18 protein-coding genes are annotated in these 20,183 nt (G+C 42.1%); 4 read left to right on the top strand and 14 right to left on the bottom strand.

Annotation, left to right across the window (positions count from 1 at the left end; translation table 11 throughout):
* Positions 1-20: 20 nt before the first annotated feature.
* Positions 21-659: an NAD(P)-dependent oxidoreductase gene (locus MHH58_RS02100; RefSeq protein ID WP_341344883.1), complete on the bottom strand. Its 639-nt coding sequence runs from the start codon at positions 657-659 to the stop codon at positions 21-23.
* Between the two features lie 100 nt (positions 660-759).
* On the opposite strand from MHH58_RS02100, the gene ybaK reads away from it, so the two are divergent.
* Complete coding sequence (gene ybaK, locus MHH58_RS02095) at positions 760-1,233, top strand: Cys-tRNA(Pro) deacylase (protein ID WP_135098449.1); 474 nt, start codon at positions 760-762, stop codon at positions 1,231-1,233.
* Between the two features lie 42 nt (positions 1,234-1,275).
* Here ybaK and MHH58_RS02090 read toward each other — a convergent pair whose 3' ends face one another.
* The 8 genes from MHH58_RS02090 to MHH58_RS02055 all read right to left on the bottom strand — a co-directional run bounded on the left by MHH58_RS02090 (position 1,276) and on the right by MHH58_RS02055 (position 10,579).
* The gene (locus MHH58_RS02090) at positions 1,276-2,046 is read right to left on the bottom strand and encodes a cytochrome c oxidase assembly protein (protein ID WP_341344882.1); all 771 of its coding nucleotides are present in this window, start codon (positions 2,044-2,046) and stop codon (positions 1,276-1,278) included.
* A gap of 17 nt (positions 2,047-2,063) precedes the next feature.
* Positions 2,064-2,525, bottom strand: a complete 462-nt coding sequence (locus tag MHH58_RS02085) for a DUF2243 domain-containing protein (RefSeq protein WP_135098453.1) — start codon at positions 2,523-2,525, stop codon at positions 2,064-2,066.
* 116 nt (positions 2,526-2,641) lie between these two features.
* Positions 2,642-4,777: an ATP-dependent Clp protease ATP-binding subunit gene (locus MHH58_RS02080; protein WP_341344881.1), complete on the bottom strand. Its 2,136-nt coding sequence runs from the start codon at positions 4,775-4,777 to the stop codon at positions 2,642-2,644.
* A 668-nt stretch (positions 4,778-5,445) separates the two neighbouring features.
* Positions 5,446-6,390 carry a VOC family protein gene (locus tag MHH58_RS02075; RefSeq protein WP_341344880.1) on the bottom strand — a complete coding sequence of 315 codons (945 nt, stop codon included), beginning with the start codon at positions 6,388-6,390 and terminating at the stop codon, positions 5,446-5,448.
* Positions 6,391-6,428: 38 nt separating this feature from the next.
* A complete protein-coding gene (locus MHH58_RS02070) occupies positions 6,429-7,445 on the bottom strand; it encodes a DMT family transporter (protein WP_341344879.1) in 1,017 nt (338 codons plus the stop codon).
* A gap of 12 nt (positions 7,446-7,457) precedes the next feature.
* Complete coding sequence (locus MHH58_RS02065; RefSeq protein WP_341344878.1) at positions 7,458-8,432, bottom strand: tRNA dihydrouridine synthase; 975 nt, start codon at positions 8,430-8,432, stop codon at positions 7,458-7,460.
* 111 nt (positions 8,433-8,543) lie between these two features.
* Positions 8,544-8,873 carry a GRAM domain-containing protein gene (locus tag MHH58_RS02060; protein WP_341344877.1) on the bottom strand — a complete coding sequence of 110 codons (330 nt, stop codon included), beginning with the start codon at positions 8,871-8,873 and terminating at the stop codon, positions 8,544-8,546.
* 215 nt (positions 8,874-9,088) lie between these two features.
* Positions 9,089-10,579, bottom strand: a complete 1,491-nt coding sequence (locus MHH58_RS02055) for an MDR family MFS transporter (protein ID WP_341344876.1) — start codon at positions 10,577-10,579, stop codon at positions 9,089-9,091.
* Between the two features lie 116 nt (positions 10,580-10,695).
* Here MHH58_RS02055 and MHH58_RS02050 point away from each other — a divergent pair, with 116 nt between their 5' ends.
* Complete coding sequence (locus MHH58_RS02050; protein ID WP_341344875.1) at positions 10,696-11,514, top strand: MerR family transcriptional regulator; 819 nt, start codon at positions 10,696-10,698, stop codon at positions 11,512-11,514.
* 497 nt (positions 11,515-12,011) lie between these two features.
* Here MHH58_RS02050 and MHH58_RS02045 read toward each other — a convergent pair whose 3' ends face one another.
* Complete coding sequence (locus tag MHH58_RS02045; RefSeq protein ID WP_341344874.1) at positions 12,012-12,737, bottom strand: hypothetical protein; 726 nt, start codon at positions 12,735-12,737, stop codon at positions 12,012-12,014.
* Positions 12,738-12,888: 151 nt separating this feature from the next.
* On the opposite strand from MHH58_RS02045, the gene MHH58_RS02040 reads away from it, so the two are divergent.
* A complete protein-coding gene (locus tag MHH58_RS02040) occupies positions 12,889-13,308 on the top strand; it encodes a hypothetical protein (protein WP_341344873.1) in 420 nt (139 codons plus the stop codon).
* A gap of 45 nt (positions 13,309-13,353) precedes the next feature.
* On the opposite strand, the gene MHH58_RS02035 is transcribed toward MHH58_RS02040, so the two are convergent.
* From MHH58_RS02035 to gcvPA, 3 genes are all read right to left on the bottom strand, one after another.
* Complete coding sequence (locus tag MHH58_RS02035; protein WP_341344872.1) at positions 13,354-14,136, bottom strand: SurA N-terminal domain-containing protein; 783 nt, start codon at positions 14,134-14,136, stop codon at positions 13,354-13,356.
* A 195-nt stretch (positions 14,137-14,331) separates the two neighbouring features.
* Positions 14,332-15,795: an aminomethyl-transferring glycine dehydrogenase subunit GcvPB gene (gene gcvPB, locus MHH58_RS02030; protein WP_135098476.1), complete on the bottom strand. Its 1,464-nt coding sequence runs from the start codon at positions 15,793-15,795 to the stop codon at positions 14,332-14,334.
* Positions 15,788-17,140 (bottom strand): aminomethyl-transferring glycine dehydrogenase subunit GcvPA, encoded by a 1,353-nt coding sequence (gene gcvPA, locus MHH58_RS02025; protein WP_135098478.1) that lies wholly within the window; start codon positions 17,138-17,140, stop codon positions 15,788-15,790. The genes gcvPB and gcvPA overlap by 8 nt, the downstream gene beginning before the upstream one ends.
* A gap of 346 nt (positions 17,141-17,486) precedes the next feature.
* Between gcvPA and MHH58_RS02020 the strand changes: the two genes are divergently transcribed.
* Positions 17,487-18,107, top strand: coding sequence for an NAD(P)-dependent oxidoreductase (locus MHH58_RS02020; protein ID WP_341344871.1), 621 nt, complete (start codon positions 17,487-17,489; stop codon positions 18,105-18,107).
* A 62-nt stretch (positions 18,108-18,169) separates the two neighbouring features.
* Here MHH58_RS02020 and glmS read toward each other — a convergent pair whose 3' ends face one another.
* Positions 18,170-19,972: a glutamine--fructose-6-phosphate transaminase (isomerizing) gene (gene glmS, locus MHH58_RS02015; protein ID WP_341344870.1), complete on the bottom strand. Its 1,803-nt coding sequence runs from the start codon at positions 19,970-19,972 to the stop codon at positions 18,170-18,172.
* Between the last annotated feature and the right edge of the window lie 211 nt (positions 19,973-20,183).

The following is a 20,183-nucleotide window of genomic DNA, read 5'->3' as shown; positions in this document are numbered from 1 at the left end:
AAAACTTTCAAAGCAGCTAACTACTCTTTCTCGGCAACAACAGTGAATCGTTCATTTACATGTTCCGCATTTTCAGCTTCATCCATGACCGCGATTGCAAAGTCAGCGTAGCTGATGTAGCTCTCTTCCGACTTGTTCACAAGCAGCACGTCTGCACCTGTTTCATATGCTCCCGTCCGTTTTCCTTCGGCATCAAATTCTGCTGACGGACTGATAAAGGTCCATTTTAGGTTTGTTGTCTGCTCTAGTTCTTCCAGATTTTCACTCTGTCCGCCCGCAGTCGGTTTAAAGATATCCGGGAAGTTCGGTGTATCGATAACTTTCATCGTTCTGCTGTCATCGACATACAAACTGCCGGCACCGCCGACAACAATCAGACGGATGCCAGTGCCGGAAAGCGCATTAATCAGCACCCGGCCCGCTTCAACGTGTGCATCTTTCTCACCAAGCGGAGCACCGAAGGCGTTTACGACGACATCCAGTCCTTTAAAATCTTCTGTCCATGTATCATGTACATCTTTCTCTATTACTTTCACATTATCATTATTTAACTTCGAAGCATTTCTGACAATCGCAGTGACCTCATGTCCTCTTCTGACCGCTTCATCTAATATTAAACTGCCGGCCTTACCCGTTGCGCCTACGATTCCTATTTTCATTAAAAACCCTCCGGTTATGTTATGATTTTAAATACTATCTATGTATACCCTGCACTTACTTTTTGAAACTATACTTTTTACTGATTAGGAGAGCAGCTATATGAAGAAAAAGAAAATCCAAAAAACAAATGCCATGCGCGTACTTGAGAATAACAAAATCAGCTACGAAGTGCATGAATATCCCTGGAATGAAGATCATACAGATGAGGAGAACGCGGGGGTGCCGTTCGACAAAATTTATAAAACCCTTGTTGCTGTCGGCAATAATACAGGAGTGCTTGTCGGCTGTATTCCTTCTTCAACCGAGCTCGATTTAAAGAAATTTGCCAAAGCGAGCGGCAACAAAAAAGTCGATATGCTTCATATGAAAGATCTTGAGAGAACGACAGGCTATATCCGCGGCGGCTGTTCGCCTGTCGGCATGAAAAAACTGTTTCCGACTTATATCGGAGCACAAGCAGAAATGATGGAGACAGTTGTCGTCTCTGCTGGAAAGCGCGGCATGCAGATGGAACTTGCTCCTGATGATTTACTGCAAGTCACCGCAGGTAATTTTGCTGATATTACAGAATAAAATTGAGCTCTGACCAAAAAGAAGGTCAGAGCTCTTTGTTATCTAAGAAAATTTTAATGAACGAGTATGCTCTCTTCCTGCAGCCTTATACCACTGCCAGCATAAGATAATTATCAGTGCGAGGTCAACGATGTCGCCGCCGTAGTACATCAGCATAGCACCCGCTTCGCCATCCTCCCGCGCTATACCCTCTGGAGGTGAAGCGTATATCATTTTGGATAGTATTTTATGAAAACCGAGGGCCAAGACCAGGACAACAGCACGGTATAAAAATGTGTAACGGTGAGTCACAATATCGATATAAATTATCGACATCGTAAAAAGATAGCCCGCAAGAAAGACATGCAGATGAATAAGTGCAAATAAGAATACAGATGTATGCATAATTTCAAATAATCCTGTTTTATAAATAAGAAATAAGCCGCCGATATTCAGTACGGAAGCGACAATTGGATTGCTGATAAATTGCACATACTTCAAATTCAGAATTTTACTCAGTTTTCTTGCATGGGCTACTTTCAAAGTTCTCATCAAGAGAGTCATCGGTTTACCATGCAGTATCAGAAGCGGTCCAAGCATGCCGAGCAGCAAATGCCCTAGCATATGGACAGTGAAATCCATATGGGACAAACGCGCCAGCGGACCTGTCAGCGCAGCAGCTGAAAGAATTACACCTGCTGCAAACAGGATATACCTGCTCCATTTCCACTTTTGATGTTTTTTTCCGGAGGCGTACATGGCTGCAAGGTAAAGTACTAAGGCAGCCAGCGCGAGCGCGGCGACGATAATTTCAAGAATTAAAAAATGCGTCATATTCATGTGATGCATCCTTAATTACCTGCGCTTTCGCGTTTTGACTTGTAAATTATTACAATCCCTGTAATTAAGAAAATTGCACCTGCGATATTCCAGGCTAAATCATAAGGCAGTATATTAACGTCATAGCGCACCTGGTGAATTCGGAGCAGCTTGTGGTTTATAATACCGTCGAACAGCTGGAAAATACCGAGTCCGGTAAATATTCCTCCTATCCACCGCCGTTTGTGCATTTCTTTTTTCCGGCGTGAATCTGCAAACATAAAGAAACCGATTACGAGGGCAAATAAGGCGAATGAATTGAGCAGTCCGTCAGACAAAATACCGATAAATGTCGTCGAATGATCGTAAAAGTGATGCCACTGAAGAAGCTGGTGAAAAATAATTTCATCGACGAGCGCCATTAAGCCGATTCCTAAAAAAATACCTGACCATATGTTTTTACTCCGATGCGAATCAATGTTTTGATGAGCCATAGACATTCCTCTTTCGCATAAATATTTATATATAAAATACCCTGGCACTGTATGTATTAACCCGTATAAACAAAAAAACCTTAAATCCTGAGCGGATTTAAGGTTTTTCATTTATATTAAGCTTTTACAACGACAATTTCCCCGTCTTTGATATGCGCTTTAACACTATTTAATTCATCTTCTTCCAGAATTAAATCTGTCAGCTGATCTTCGATTTTATCCTGAATGACACGGCGTAGCGGTCTTGCACCGAAACGCTTGTCGTAACCCAGGCTGACGAGTTTTTTCTTGGCGTCATCTGTAATTGAAATCTCAATTTCGTTTTCCTCTAATGCTTCCTGCAAGTCATTAAGCATTAAATCAACAATTTCCATTAAGTTATCCTCTGACAGTTCGTTAAAGTTAATAATCGCGTCGAATCTGTTCAGAAATTCAGGTTTGAAATAATTGCTTAAGTTTTCAAGCGTGCTGACCGATTCGTGCTGATCCGCATTAAAGCCGACGCTTACATTATTATCACCTGTACCAGCGTTACTTGTCATAATGATCACTGTCTCTTTAAAGCTGACTGTTCTGCCATGTGAGTCTGTCAGCTGGCCATCTTCCATAATCTGCAGGAACATGTTCTGTACATCAGGGTGCGCTTTTTCAATCTCATCTAAAAGAATAATTGAATAAGGGTTATGACGCACTTTCTCTGTCAGCTGTCCTGCTTCTTCGTGACCGACATAGCCTGGAGGTGAACCGATAATTTTAGAAATAGAATGTTTCTCCATGTACTCACTCATATCGAGTCTGATCATGGATTCTCTTGTACCGAATAACTCTTCAGCAAGTGCTTTCGTTAATTCAGTTTTACCAACACCCGTTGGTCCGACGAATAAGAATGAACCAATTGGACGGTATTTCGATTTAAGTCCTGCACGGCTTCTTCTGACAGCTTTCGCTACCTTATCCACCGCTTCGTCCTGACCGATAACTTTAGCACTCAAATTCGTACCGAGGTCTCTCATCTGCGCCTGTTCTTCAGACTGCAGTTTCGTCACAGGAATACCTGTTTTTTCTTCGACTATAAGCTGAATGTCAGATACATCAACATCCATAACCTGCTGATCATCAGCTGCTGCTTCCAGCTGTTTTTCAAGCTGAAGTTCTTGATATTTCAAGCGTGCTGCAGTTTCATAATCTTCCTGCTCTGCCGCAGCGTCTTTTTCTTCAGCAATTTTTTCAAGTTTCTGTTTGATTGAATCTGTATCATTTTCTGCATTTGCGAGATTCAACCGTGCACCGACTTCATCCATTAAGTCGATTGCTTTATCTGGTAAGAAACGATCTTGAATATATCTGTGCGATAAATTCACAAACGCTTCAACTACTTCGTCGGAATAGCTGACTTCGTGGAACTTCTCATAGCGGTCTTTAATTCCTTTAAGGATTAAAACCGATTCCTCTAAAGTCGGTTCTTTAACGATAATCGGCTGTAGGCGGCGTTCGAGCGCTGCATCTTTTTCAATCTGACGGTACTCTTTCAGCGTTGTTGCACCGATAATTTGCAGTTCACCGCGTGCAAGTGCCGGTTTAAGAATGTTACCTGCGTCCATCTGTGAACTTTCCGCAGAACCCGCACCGACAATCTGGTGAATTTCATCGATAAAGAGAATGACTTCCTGACGCTCTTTCAGTTCAGCAATGAGCTGTTTCATACGCTCTTCGAACTGACCGCGCATTGAAGTATTCGCAACAAGCGATGCTACGTCCAGCACGTAAATTTCCTTGTCCATTAATTTCGCCGGCACATTGCCTTCTACTATTTTCAGTGCCAATCCTTCAGCAATTGCTGTTTTACCGACACCCGGCTCACCGATTAATACCGGGTTGTTTTTATTACGTCTGTTCAGCGTTTCAACGACACGTTTTACTTCTTTGTCGCGTCCAATAACAGGATCGATATTACCTGCTCTTGCTTCGTCTGAAATATTATTGCCGAGCTGGTCTAAAAGCCCGTCGCGCTGATTATTTTCACGTTCTTTTGTTTGTGTACTTGTTCCTTTGTTTCCTTGTCCATTAAAATATTTATTGTTCATATTATTATTTTCGAAAGGTGATCCTTTAAAAAAGTCATTTGAATTCATCATTTGACCTTGGATATCCTGGAAACAGCTGTCACATAAATGAACCTGCATTTTTTGATTGTTAAAATTCATTGCAAGGTTTACATTCGCTTCGTTAATTCCGCAATTTTGACATTTCATATGTGTTTCCTCCTATTGATATATTCGTATTCACAGTCTTTTGACTTTGACTATATTTGACTATAAATACAGTATAAAGGCCTTAAAAGATATTTTCAAATATGGTGCTCACTCTTTATTTTTATTAAATTCTTTGTTTGACTATCTTTGACCTTATATATTTATTATACACTGACCTTCTTTGACTTTCAAGTGTTTTTTAGTAGAAATTTTTCTATTGCTGCTATCTTCTCATTTCTCTCAATCTTTCATCGATAATCATTTCGATGTGTTGCCTTTCCATATTCAAGACTTGATAAAGCTCCATGCAGCCAATTACTTTCTCGTTTTCGCCTTTCTTATGTGCAAGGTCTCTCAAAATATCACCACCTTGCTCGTTTCACTGCTCATTATGAGCAAGGCCAGCCAAAATTACACCACCTTGCTCGTTTCAACACCCATTATGAGCAAGGTCTCCCAAAATTACACCACCTTGCTCGTTTCAACACCCATTATGAGCAAGGTCTCCCAAAATTACACCACCTTGCTCGTTTCAACGCTCATTATGAGCAAGGTCAACCAAAATTACACCACCTTGCTCACCACCAGCCATCTGCTTCAACCTCATCAACAAAAAAACAGATATCCTTATCAAGGATATCTGCCCAAACTAACTTCACTATATTCTTTTATCCTTTTTCAATCGGAGTCAGTTTTGCTTCAATCTCAGCTCTGTCCGCTTCCATGAATGGCGGCAGATCTAATTTTTCTCCCGCTTCAATGCCGGGTGTTGTACCCACGAGCCCGGGTCCATCTGTTGCAAGTTCAAACATAATGCCGTTGGATTCCCGGAAGTATAAGCTTTTGAAGAAGTGTCTGTCAACGACTCCTGTTGAACTGAAGCCTCTCTTAACAACCTGTTCATGCCAGTACTGCAATGTTTCTTCATCTTCTACATTAATCGCGAGGTGATGCACGCTCCCGCGCCCCGGCCGTTCGCGGTCGCCGTCTTTATATTTAACAAGGATTTCACTGTGTCCGTCACTATTCGCCGGCCGGTACAGTCGTTCATGGTCATCTCCCGATACTTTCACGTAATCGAACAGTTCCGTCAGTGTTCTTTCCATTTTTTCAATTCGCCGGACACTCATTTCAACAGTCCCCATGCTCATAATCTGATATTCTTCCGGCACAGCGGAGCCGTTCCAGCTGTCGAATCTGCTGACTGCATCATCCTCTGCTGCCTGCAGTGCCAGCCGCAGTCCATCACCGTCTTCAAAAAGCAGAGATTTTCTTCCGCCGTAATTTGCCGACTTACTATACTCTACACCGTGTTCATCAAATCTTTTCTGCCAGTACGATAAACTGCTCTCGCCCCTGACGAACAGCCCTATCCGCGTAATTGCGTTTGTGCCTCGTCTGGTATGAGCTGCCATCGGCATTTCAAAAAAGGTGAGTTCACTCCCCGGTGTACCGTTTTGATCGCCGTAAAATAAATGATACATTGACGGATCGTCCTGGTTAACGGTTACTTTAACTCTGCGCATGCCGAGAACCTGAGTATAAAATTTGTTATTTTCCTGAGCATTTTTCGTCAGCATAGAAATATGGTGATGTCCTAAAATTGTCTTCATAATATTAACCTCCGTATAGTTATATTAAAAAATAAATCTTAAAACAGATTAATCATCACAACACCTGCAAGCAGAACAAGCAGGCCGACAAGCTGAACCGGGACAATTGTATTTTTCCCCGATCTGAACATACCAAATTGCTGGACGAGAATACTGCCTGTAATCTGACCAAACAGCACCAGCACAATGGTCGGACCCGTACCTATTTCACCGACGAGAAATATATTAATTAATACGTAAAATCCGCCGAATATTCCACCGAGCCAGACCCAGAGCGGTGCTTTTTCTGTAATAGGATATTTTACTGGAATTAATGTTTTTTCTCTTATTAAAACAATGATAATTAAAGTCGCCGCTCCGATAAAGAAAGAAATAAAGGCTGCCGTAAATGGTGAATTTACAGCGCTGCCGAGTTCGCCGTTAATTGCTGCCTGAATTGACAACAGTGCACCCCCGGTAAAGCCCGCCGCACGCCACGGCCATTTATTGATTTCATCATTCACCGGTTCAAGTTTATAGCGGCGCTGTTTCATAATATCCTGCAGGACCACCGCAAGAAAGACCCCGGCAAAAATCAGTACAACGCCGAGGAATCTCGTCAGACCGAAAGGCTGAATCATCGAGTTAAACCAGCCGAAATTATCGATGACCATGCCGGTAATAATCATCCCGATAATCGGCATAATCGCAGTTTCCACACTTCCTATTTTAGGAAAGATAAATATGTTCGTCGTCAGCGCGATAACACCGCACACCCCGCCGAGCCATATCCATAGCGGCTCGCCAGTAAAGGCGGACAGCGGCGGCGTGAGCGGCAGACCGTTCACCAGTACGATAATACTTAAAAATACGGTACCGATGACAAATGAAATCATCGATGCAGTAAATGGAGATCTCACATAAGTCCGGAGACCCGAATTGATGGCTGACTGCATGGACATTCCGGTTCCAATCGCAGCGCCGAGCAGTGCAGTCAACATCTTGCTCACTTCCTCTGTATATTTGAATATAATCGTATCATTTATCAACGCAAAAATCCCTTTTGATTTTTTCAAAAGGGATGACTGTTATTCTGCCGACTTCATTCCGGCTTCAAAGTCATCGAGCAAAGCTCGGACTTCATCGGTTGTATTCGTGCTCATCAGCTGGTGTCTTAACTCACCTGCGCCTCTAATGTCGCGCACGTATATTTTAAAGAATCTGCGCAGCGGTTTAAACAAACGTGATTCTTCTTTAGAATACTTGTCGAACAGGTCGAGATGCAGTCTTAACAGACTGAGGAGCTCTTCGCTTGTATGTTCTCTCGGCTCTTTTTCAAAAGCATACGGATTATGGAAAATCCCGCGTCCGATCATAACACCGTCAATACCGTATTTCTCTGCCAATTCGAGCCCTGTTTTTCTGTCCGGAATATCTCCGTTAATCGTGAGCAGTGTATCGGGTGCAATTTCATCGCGCAGCTGTTTAATTTCTCCGATTAAGTCCCAATGCGCATCGACCTTGCTCATTTCCCGTCTCGTACGGAGATGGATAGACAGGTTCGCAATATCCTGTTTAAATACGTGTGTCAGCCAATCTCTCCACTCATCGATTTCAGTATAGCCGAGTCGCGTCTTAACGCTGACCGGCAGACCGCCTGCTTTTGCCGCCTGAATAATCTCCGCCGCTGTTTCAGGACGCTGGATGAGACCTGCCCCCTTACCTTTCGCCGCAACGTTTGGAACGGGACAGCCCATATTTAAATCAATGCCTTTAAAGCCCATCTCTGCCATTCCTATGCTCATTTCCCGGAAATGGTCTGGCTTATCTCCCCATATATGGGCGACGATCGGCTGCTCGTCTTCAGTAAAAGTCAGGCGTCCCCGTACGCTGTGTACACCTTCCGGATGACAAAAGCTTTCTGTATTTGTAAATTCAGTGAAAAATACGTCGGGACGTCCTGCTTCGCTGACAACGTGACGGAAAACGACATCTGTGACATCTTCCATCGGAGCCAAAACAAAAAATGGACGCGGTAATTCACGCCAAAAATTTTCTTTCATATATATTTAAACCTTCTTATCTATAGTATCTCGAATTTTTATCCATGATGATATTACCACAAAAAGTCATTTTACACAAAAGTGTGATCGTCATGAAAAAACCTGCAGAACCTAATCCTCTGCAGGTGCATATAATTTTTTTCTCATTTTATTTATCGCTGTAATCCAGTCTTCCCGTTTAAACACACTGAACTTGAATATATCGTTATTGTGAGTAATTATTTTAATCACATTCGGAATCAAGCCCATGCTGCGTTTCGTTTTAATTTCTTTAATATCTTTTAAATCAATAATCGTTTCAACCGATTCAATATACGGTCCAACTGAGCCTTCGTGAAACAATGCTGTTTTCGTTAAATATAAAGGTCCTTCGACACCTCTCATCGGACGTCTCATGTGAGCATGGCCCGCACGTACAATGTCTCCTTTATTCAACCTCATAATGCCTCACCCCAACTTTATATATTTTTAAAAGTATTATACTCCGCCTAATGCTATCATAATTGTAAAAATTAGCAATCCTGCGATAACAATGATTAGAAATCCCATAAACCATTTACTCATAATTCCCGCTCCTTTACAGAACACTGTATATACATTATACACGTAAAAAAATCACTTCATTTCGAAAATGAAGTGATTTCATAAATTATTCATTAATTATTGTCTTTTTTAACTGGTGCCGGCACCAAATCTTCGATCGGTTTTGCACGGTAAACGAAGAAGGACATCACTACTGCGATTAATGCAATAATGAAGATAAGGAAGTAAACAAATTCTACTCCCGAAACCATCGCTGCTGTCATTGCCGCTTCTGATTCAGGATTTGCTGCACCTTCCAGATAGCTTTGCTGACGCGAGTTAAGCAGGCCGATAAACACCGACACGCCGATTGCTCCGGCCAAGGGCTGCAAGGTCGATACTACAGCAGTACCGTGCGGATATAAATGTTTCGGCAGCTGGTTTAAACCGTTCGTCTCAGCAGGCATCATCGTTGCAGATACACTCAGCATAATCAGCATAAAGCCTGCAATAATAACCCACTGCGGCGTGTCCGCTGTCAGGTTGCTGAACATAAACATCGTCACAGCAAGGACAATCGTTGCCGGAATCATCATGACTTTCGGGCCGACTTTATCGAATAAAGCTCCCATAAACGGGCTCATTGCACCATTCAGCAGACTCCCCGGCAAGAGCAGAAGTCCTGCCGCTGCTGCAGTCAGACCCATCGGTCCCTGCATAAATACAGGCAGAATTAATTCCGACGCGAACATCATCATAATAATAATGACAAATAACACCACTGCGTGGGCAAACATTGGAAACTTAAAGACCCGGAGATCCATCAGCGGCTCATCGAGCTTAAACTGGCGGAGGACAAAGAGCAGGATACCAATGAGTCCGATAATAATCGGAATAAAGACAGACGGTGTCATAAAGCCATCTGCACTTTCTCCTGCATGGCTGAAGCCGTATATCGTTGCCCCGAGACCGATTGTTGAATACACGAGTGAAATCCAGTCTATTTTCGGCTTTGTTATTTCGGTAATATTTACAAGGTATTTCAAAGCAAAGAGAATTGAAAAAACCGTAAACGGCATAACGAAGATAAATAAAAATCTCCAGCCGAAGTATTCCACAATAACACCCGACAGCGTCGGACCGATTGCGGGAGCAAACATAATAACGAGACCGACAATTCCCATAATCTTACCTCTTTTATGAGGCGGGTAAATCAGTAAAAATACATTAAACATAATCGGCATAATCAAGCCGGTTCCGATCGCCTGAATCATCCGGCCAAGGAGCAGCACAGAAAAAGTCGGCGCGAACGCAGCGACAACGGTACCGATTAAAAATGTGACCATCGTACCGATAAACAGCTGCCTCGTCGTAAACCAGCCCATTAACAGCGGGGATACGGGAATGACGATAGCCATGACAAGCATGAAACCGGTCGCTACCCATTGAACTGTGGAAAGCGTAATATCGAACTCCGCCATCAGTGTGGTTAACGCAATATTGAGCAGTGTTTCATTTAAAATGGCGAAGAAGGCTCCGATAATTAACGCGACCATAATCGGCAGGGTTTTTGCGTTCGGATCCTCCGATAAAAATTCGTACTTTATATTATTATTCTCTGTCATTTTGCACCTCTTATAATTTCTTCATATTGAAAAGTGAGAGTTTCCAATACACATCAAAATGATGACCTAGTATAATATAAAGTATATGGTAACCATATAGTCAAGAGGTGAGCATTATGAAATCAGAAATTTATTTTACTACAGGTGATTTCGCTAAACTTTGTGAAGTCACTAAACAGACTCTTTTCCATTATGATAATATCGGACTGCTCTGCCCTCATCACAAAGATGAAAAAGGCTACCGGTATTACTCGTATACACAATTCGATACGATGTATGTAATAGAATCCCTAAAAGAAATGGAGATGCCGCTCAGCGAGATAAAAGAATTTATCAGTATTACAACACCTGATACGATGATTGAAATGTTCACAGAACAATCGAGGCAGATTTCTGAAAAGATAAATAACCTTGCCAGTATTCAGAACACGATAGAAAAGAAAATACTGCTTACCAAAGAAGCGAAGAACACCGATTTCAGTAAAATTGTGCTGAGTGAGGCTGAGGAAGAGTATGTATATTTAAGTGCCCCTCTCAATAATGATGATGATGATGATGAAAACAGAGCTGCAATCTCTGACTTCTATCAAGTATGCATGCGGGAGCTTCATGAAAAATATTCCATCGGTGCTCTGATTAAAATCGAAGACCCGGCAGCTTCGGAAGTCGGTAGCTTCGAATACTTATTTGCAAAAACAGATTATACAGACGCACTGCCGCTGGCAAAAAAAGAACAGGGCTTACAGGTTACCGGCTATCACATAGGGAAATACGAAGCGTTCTCAGATACGTATGAGAAGATGTTCTCTTTTATAAAAGAACATCGCCTTAAGGCTGCTGATCACTTTTATGCTGAACCTATACTCGACCGCATTTCGGTAAATGACAGCGATAAGTACGTGACAAAGATTACAATGCCGGTTAGCCGGGGTTAGATTGTGAGTCTCATTACGAAGCAAACGGCTTTACTCGGGAATGACAGAACTTCATTGCGGAGTAAACGGCTTTACTCGGGAATGACGGAGTCTCATTGCGGAGCAAACCAACTTTCTCGGGAATGACAGAGCTTCATTGCGGAGCAAACCAACTTTCTCGGGAATGACAGAGCTTCATTGCGGAGCAAACCAACTTTCTCGGGAATGACAGAGCTTCATTGCGGAGCAAACCAACTTTCTCGGGAATGACAGAGCTTCATTGCGGAGCAAACCAACTTTCTCGGGAATGACAGAGCTTCATTGCGGAGCAAACCAACTTTCTCGGGAATGACAGAGCTTCATTGCGGAGCAAACCAACTTTCTCGGGAATGACAGAGTCTCATTGCGGAGCAAACGGTATTTTTTTGCTATTAAGTTGGTTTTATGTCATTTATTACGTTATCGTCAGATAAATAAAAAGTGTCTGCCCATATAAGGACAGCCCCTTTCACTAAAATTTATACTAGTTTTTTATCATCTAAATTCATCGATTTCTTCTTCGCTTTAATATCTTTCAGCAGTTCCTTGTCATCAACAACCGGATTATCTGTATCCCACTGCTCTTTTTCAGGAAGCTCAAATAAAAATTCTTCAGCATAAGGCGCAGTCTCACCTTTTAAAAATTTAGTAATCTGTTCCTTAATTTTTTCACGTCCTGTTTCAGCTGTCAGTCTGTCCTCGACGATATCATGCATCACATTCATTGAAATCGTGTTGGCACCTTCATTATCGCAGTGGACCATTACCTCGCCTTTTGTTCTGTCGACAAACATGCTGCCTTCAAGCTTCGCCAGTTCACCAACTTTTTCAGCAGGTACATGGTAATTGATTGTCTGCTCCAGCATATCTGTATGCGGCTCCGGAAAATCATGCGGATAGCCATCTTTATATACTACCGTCCTTTTCCACGGCCCGTTATAATACCAGGTAATTTGTGTCGGAGTAATAGTGTTCGGCACACCGTAAAATTTCATCATCGTTTCCGCAACTTCCTTCGAAAGAAGCGGCCACTCTTTAATGATTTCTCTGACATTAGATTGGTCAGCCTGAGCTGTTGTTCCTCTCGTTCCCGTCATATCAGTCTTATGAAGTTTCTCGTTCGTTGCCTCAGCGATTGCTCCCACCTTAATCCGGTCTTCCTTTGGAATTTGTCCCGAAATCGGCTGCTTATTATCGTGCTGCATTATTAAAAACATCCTTTCTAATATAACTTCTCTTTATATATATCTTCCCCCAAAATTTTCAGGCAAACATTCCGAGAAAATTACGTCCATCACGATGAATACCTATCTTAACCGGGTATAGAAAAGGAATAAAATGACATGGAGTGTTTCGATGACTATCTTTTTAAAGTTAATCATAATAGGTTTTATATCCGGAATGATACTTGCCGCTTCAGGAAAAATTATCCGTCTTACTACCGGAAACAAAGCGGAAATTCTTTTATACAATATGGATTATATGCCGGTGCTTAAAAAATGGAGTGATAAGTGGATTACAGGAATAATCTTTCACTATATGACCTGTATAGTAAGTGCTGTTGTATTATTTTATATGCTCGTACCGTTTGGATGGGAAAATAATATCTGGCCGTACGTACTCGTTTATACAGCGGGCAGCGGCGTACTTTATTTTCTCAGCTTATTCACAGATAAACCGCCCGCTTCCGACAGTTTTTCTTCCTGGTTTTACTGGACATTCAGCCATGCAATTTTCGGTTTTGCCGTCGGCTCTTTAATTAAATGGTGGATCTAATAAAAAAAGACTGATGGATTTAATTTCCATCAGTCTTTCATCTTTTTAAATATGAATTGTTACATCTGCACTTTCTTTAAGGTCTGCAACTAAAGCCTGTGCTGCTTCTCCTTCTTTCTGCTGTACAACCTGATCTTTCAGCTGAGGTTCCATTTCTTCAAATGATGGCGGCTCTTCTTCAGTTTCCATCTGTTCCAACTGTGCTACCTGCGCATCGTAAACTTCCTGCATTTCTTCTTCAGACGGTTCGATATCGCCCGCTTCTTCAGCGATAAGTTTATCAACTTTTACCTGCATCTCAACTTGTGACATCACTTCATCTTCAGGCATATCCTGCTCTTCAAATGCTGCGAACAAATCGTCCTGTGATTCCATGCCGTTTTGTTCAACTAAGCTGTCGAGCACACCGTTTTTATCTTCTTCTGTCACTTCCAGATCACGGTTATCCGCTTCCTGCAGTAATAATTCCTGAGATACAAGACCGTCAGCTACCTGTTTTTTCAAATCGTCCTGGTTCACTTCTTCACCAGACATCTGAGACATCATAGCCATCTGCTGGAATTGCATATTATACGCTTCTTCAAATTCCGCTTTTTCAATTTCAGTATCATTTACTTCGGCAACAACATCAGGTACGTCTTCTAAATCCGGTTCAGGCATTTCCGGCTGTTCTGCTGTTCCTTCTTCGCCTTCCGCTGCTGCACCTGATTCAGGAGCTGCTTCTTCTGTGCTCTCAGTATCTTCGGTTGCTGCTTCTTCATCACCATTGCATGCTCCGAGCAGCAGCAATGAACCTATTATTGTTAAACTTGATAACCATTTTTTCATTGTGTAATTCTCCTTTAATTTCTTACTTGTCCGTCATTTTAACGCAGATTGATGAGAGAGGCATTCAAAAAGCGGGTCAGAAGAAAAAATTTTTCAAGATTTATGATTAATTCGTGACATTGTGAATCAACTCACTATAAATAAAACCCTGCACCTGATACATCAAGTATCTGGTACAGGGGCTTAAAATATTACTTATCCTTCTTTAGTCCAGCGTAAAACAGGTTTACGTGAAGCTCTTGTTTCGTCTAAACGTTTAACCGGTGTTTTGTGCGGTGCTTCGTGGATAATATCCGGATTGTTTTCCGCTTCATCAGCGATTTGAAGCATTGTATCGATAAAGTGATCCAGAGTTTCTTTAGACTCTGTTTCAGTCGGCTCAATCATCATTGCTTCTCCGACAATTAACGGGAAGTAAACAGTCGGCGGGTGAATGTCAAAGTCCATCAGACGCTTCGCGATGTCTGCAGTTCTGACTCCAAGTTCCTTCTGTTTGTTACCTGAGATAACGAATTCGTGTTTACAGTGCTGTGTGAACGGAAGTTCGTATTTCTCCTGTAAGCTGCGCATAATGTAGTTCGCATTAAGTACCGCATACTCACTTGCTTTCTTAAGTCCTTCAGCACCAAGTGTGCGGATGTACGTGTAAGAACGGACGTTTATTCCAAAGTTACCGTAGAAGTTCTTAACCATACCGATTGAATCTGGACGGTCATAGTCTAAATCGTAGACACCGTTTTCTTCTACTACAACCGGTTTTGGAAGGTAAGGCGCAAGTTCGTCTGTTACACCGATTGGGCCTGAACCTGGTCCGCCGCCGCCGTGAGGGCCCGTGAATGTTTTGTGCAGGTTAAGGTGAACTGCATCAAAGCCCATGTCTCCCGGACGTGCGTATCCCATAATAGCGTTAAGGTTTGCACCATCATAGTACATTTTACCGCCTGCTTCATGGATAATCTCTGACATTTCAAGAATTTCAGTTTCAAATAAACCTAAAGTGTTCGGGTTTGTCAGCATTAATGCTGCAGTGTTTTCGTTAACTACCTTTTTAAGGTCTTCAACGTCAACTAAACCTTTATCGTTTGATTTAACTTCGACAATTTTAAAGCCTGCAACTGCTGCAGATGCAGGGTTCGTACCATGCGCCGAGTCAGGAACGATTACTTCGTTGCGGTGTGACTCTCCGTTTGCTGCGTGGAAAGCTTTAAACACCATTAATGCAGTCCATTCACCCTGTGAACCGGCTGCCGGCTGCAAAGTGATTTCATCCATTCCTGTAATTTCTTCAAGGTGAACCTGAAGATCGTACATTAATTCTAAAGCACCCTGGATAGTTCTTGTATCCTGATACGGGTGAATGTGGCTGAAGCCCGGTAATCTTACAACATCTTCGTTAATTACAGGGTTGTATTTCATCGTACAAGATCCTAAAGGATAAAATCCTGTATGGATACCGAAGTTGCGGTTCGATAATCCAGTATAGTGACGCATTAATTCCAGCTCATCAACTTCCGGAAGATTTGCATCTACTTTACGAACGTAAGCATCATCAATTTCTTCTTCTAAATTAACTTCCGGTACATCAAGTGCAGGAAGGTTATATCCTACTCTGCCTTCTTTACTGCGTTCAAAAATTAATGGAAAGTTTTCATTAGCCATTGTTGATATCCCCCAATTCTTTAACAAATGCATCGATTTCTTCTTTAGAACGGATTTCTGTCGTTGCAATTAGCATGTGGTTTTCGAACTCAGGGTAAATAATACCGAGGTCAAATCCGCCGACAATTCCTTTTTCAAATAACTTTTCGTTAACCTCTTTAACAGGTTTTGAAAGCTTAACTGCGAATTCGTTGAAGAATGATCCGCTGAATGCAGATGATAAACCAGCTTCTTCAAGCTGCTGTCTTGTGTATCTTGCTTTTTGCATATTCAGTTTAGACATTTCTTTAACACCATTCTTACCAAGTGCGCTCATTGCAGCTGAACTTGCTACTGCGTTTAGGGCCTGATTAGATGTGATGTTTGATGTCGCTTTTTCACGTCTGATGTGCTGCTCTCTCGTCTGAAGTGCAAGCACAAATCCGCGCTGGCCGTCCTGGTCGACAGTTTCACCAACGAAACGTCCCGGTACTTTACGCATTAACTTTTCAGTTGTTGCGAAGTAGCCGCAGTGCGGTCCACCAAGCTGTGCAGGAATACCGAATACCTGAGTATCACCGACAACGATATCGGCACCGAACTCTGCAGGCGGCGTTAAGTATCCTAGTGCTAACGGATTGCTCGAAACAATCATCATTGCTTTAGGCTGTTCTTTAATTAATTTATTTATTTCTTCAAGCGGTTCGATCTGACCTAAGAAGTTAGGGTACTGAACGATTACTGAAGCTGTATTTTCATCGATTTCTTTTTCAAGCTGCTCTAAATCTGTTTTCCCTTCAGATAAACCGATTTCAACAATCTCAAGGCCTTTACCTTTTGATGCAGTTTTAACTAATTGACGGTACTCAGGGTGTAATGCTTTTGAAACCAGGATTTTGTTTTTCTTAGTCTGAACGTTACTTAAGTACATTGCTTCTACAACAGCAGTTCCGCCGTCATATAATGAAGAGTTCACGATGGGCATGCCAGTAATTTCAGAAACCATCGTCTGGAACTCAAACATAGCCTGCAGTTCACCCTGTGTCATTTCCGGCTGGTAAGGTGTGTAAGAAGTATAAAATTCTTGTCTTGAAATAACATGGTCAACTACTGACGGGATAAAGTGATCGTAAACCCCGGCACCTAAAAATGAACTGTAATCTTGCAGGTTGGCGTTTTTAGCAGCCATTGCAGTCATTTCTTTTTTAAGCTCGTACTCACTAGTTGGCTCTTTCAGATTTAATTTTCTGTCCAGTCTCACTTTTTCAGGAATATCTGAAAAAAGCTCGTCTGTGGATTTTGCACCGATCTTTTCTAACATCTGTGTTTTATCAGCTTCAGTAGCTGGTAAATAACGAAAATCCATTACAATTTCCTCCCTGTTCTTCACATTTATAATATAATAATTTAATTATTATTATCTTATTTCCACGCTCTATACTACCATAACGAACTGATAAATAATTCTCACGGCAGCAGAGCTTATATGGAAACCGCCTAATTTATACAGCGCTTTCAGAAATGGTTAAGAATGTTTTCTTATTTTCTGATTATTTTTCCATACACTGTTTATTATAGAGTTTATTTGGGTATATTGCCAGTCTGATATTATGCAAATCAGAATTTTCAACAGTTAAGTTATAAACTGAATACAGATTGATAAGAAATATTGATGTTAATATATAGACAGAAGGTATGAGAGGAGTTTTTACATGAGAATTTTAATCTTAGGAATGACAGGGAGAGTCGGCAGTGAAATTGCCACGCTTGCCCTTGAAGATAAGCATCAGGTGACAGCACTGGTCCGGACACCTGAAAAAATAACAAGTAACGATGATAATTTATCGGTTGTAAAAGGTGACGTAACAATCAAAGAAGACGTGGAACGCGCCATGAAAGATGCCGATGCAGTAATCAGCGCTTTAAATACAGACGGCGGAGAAACTCTGACTGAGAGCATGCCGCTCATTATTGAAGCGATGAAAGCTGAAGGTATTAAACGCATCGTCACGATAGGTACTGCAGGAATATTGAACAGCAGAGTTGAAGATGACGCGCTGCGCTATCAATCCAGCGAGTCAAAACGAAAACTGACACGCGCAGCTGAAGAACATCATAAAACCTATGAGCTGCTGGAAACTTCCGAGTTGAACTGGACAGTCGTCTGCCCGACCTATTTACCGGACGGTGAAGCGGCTGGCGAATATCGTGAAGAACGTAATTACCTTCCAGAAGACGGGAAGAAGATTACGGTTGGAGATACTGCTGAGTTTGCATACAAGCAGCTTGAGAGTGATGAATATGTGCAGTCGCGGGTTGGGATTGCGTACTAGTTAAAGAAAGGGAGCATCTGATTATTGAAAATCAGATGCTCCCTTTCTATTTCTAAATTTTTCTATTCCACTGTAACCGACTTCGCAAGGTTACGCGGTTTATCTACATCATTTCCTCTGTGCAGTGCTGCATAGTATGAAATCAGCTGGTAGACGACAACGGATACTAGCGGTGTCAGCATGTCATCCACTCTCGGGATAACATACGCATCGCCTTCCTGCTCCAGTCCTTCCATTGCTACGACACATACGTTCGCGCCCCGGGCTTTCACTTCCTGTGCGTTACTTCTAATATTCAAGTCCACTTTTTCTTGTGTAGAGAGTGCAAAGACCGGTGTGCCTTCTTCTATTAAGGCAATCGTTCCGTGCTTCAGCTCTCCGCCGGCAAAGCCTTCTGCCTGGATATACGAGATTTCTTTCAGTTTCAGTGCACCTTCTAAACCGACATAATAATCCATCGCCCTGCCGATAAAGAACGCGTTTCTCGAAGTTTCAAGATAGCTTTTCACGATTTCTTCTATCTTGTCAGCGTCTTCTATCACCGATGTGATAGCCGTTGTAACTTTAGCGAGCTCAGACATCAAGTTCATATCCGATACTTTGTTCAGCTCTCTTGCCGTCACTGCTGCCGTAATCGCAAGCACTGCAATCTGTGCTACATAGGCTTTTGTCGATGCCACTGCAATCTCCGGTCCGGCATGCAGGATTAATGTTTCATCCGCTTCCCGCGACAACGTTGATCCCGGCACATTTGTAATCGTTAAGGATTTGTAGCCTTTTTCTTTAATATCAACAAGCACTGCCCGGCTGTCCGCTGTTTCTCCGGATTGTGAAATGAAGATAAATAACGGATTTTCTGATAAGAGCGGCGTGTTATAAACAAATTCTGATGCCACATGCACTTCTGTCGGTACGCCTGCCCATTTTTCAAAGTATTCTTTACCAATCAGTCCGGCGTGATAACTCGTACCGGCAGCAATAATATATAAACGGTCAGCTTCATTCAGCTGTTTAATTATATTTTTATCGATTTTTAAATCACCGTTATCATCCTGGTATTCTTTAATAATTTTACGCATAACCTGCGGCTGTTCATTAATTTCCTTAATCATATAATGCGGGTAAGTGCCAAGTTCCGTATCGCTTGCATCGATTTCCGCAATATAAGACTCACGCTCGATTTCCGTTCCTTCCATATCTCTGATAATCATCTGATTTTCCATCAGCTGGATGACTTCACCGTCCATCAGCTCTACGAATTCATTTGTTAATTCAAGCATGGCCATAGCGTCTGATGTAATAACGTTGAAGCCGTCACCTTTTCCTAAAAGCAGCGGTGATTTATTTTTTGCTGCATAAATAGTATGGTCATCTTCATTATCCAAAAGACCGATTGCATATGAGCCGTGCAGCAGTGACAGTGTCTTTTGAAATGCTTCAAGTGTCGATGAGCCTTCTTGTGCAAATTTCGCAACGAGCTGCACGATAATTTCCGTATCAGTATCCGACACAAGTTTTGTATCGTTTAAGTACTCTTCTTTTAACTGTTTGTAGTTCTCAATCACACCATTATGCACCAGTGTGAATCTTTTATCCGAACTCTGATGAGGGTGTGAATTCGTTACACTCGGTTCCCCGTGCGTTGCCCAGCGTGTATGGCCGATACCGGTTGTCCCGCTGAAATCTTCATCCACTCTTTTACGCAGATCGGCAATTCTTCCTTTTTCTTTAAACACTTTAGTTTCTGTTTCATTCTTTACTGCAATACCAGCTGAATCGTAGCCCCGGTATTCCAGCTTTTCAAGTCCTTTTAACAATATTTCCTTCGTATCTGATGATCCAATATATCCAACAATTCCGCACATAAGATAAACTCCTTCTGTAATGTTTTAGGTTTTGTGGAATATCTGCTCTGTCAGACCGGTTGCCCGGAAGTTTTAACAGATAAACTTACGAATACTTCAGTATCCGGGACAGTATCCGCCGAATGTTCGATCACTGCCCTCCTCGTCAACAGTACTGTGTACTGCTCAGGCGCTATTCCGATTTCTTTACAAGCTGTCCTCCTTTATAGTC

It is taken from the genome of Jeotgalicoccus sp. FSL K6-3177 (genome assembly GCF_038050175.1).
GTDB classification, from domain to species: domain Bacteria; phylum Bacillota; class Bacilli; order Staphylococcales; family Salinicoccaceae; genus Jeotgalicoccus; species Jeotgalicoccus nanhaiensis.
The sequence above is the reverse complement of the archived record's forward strand: the minus strand, read 5'-3'. Positions and strand labels throughout refer to the sequence as shown.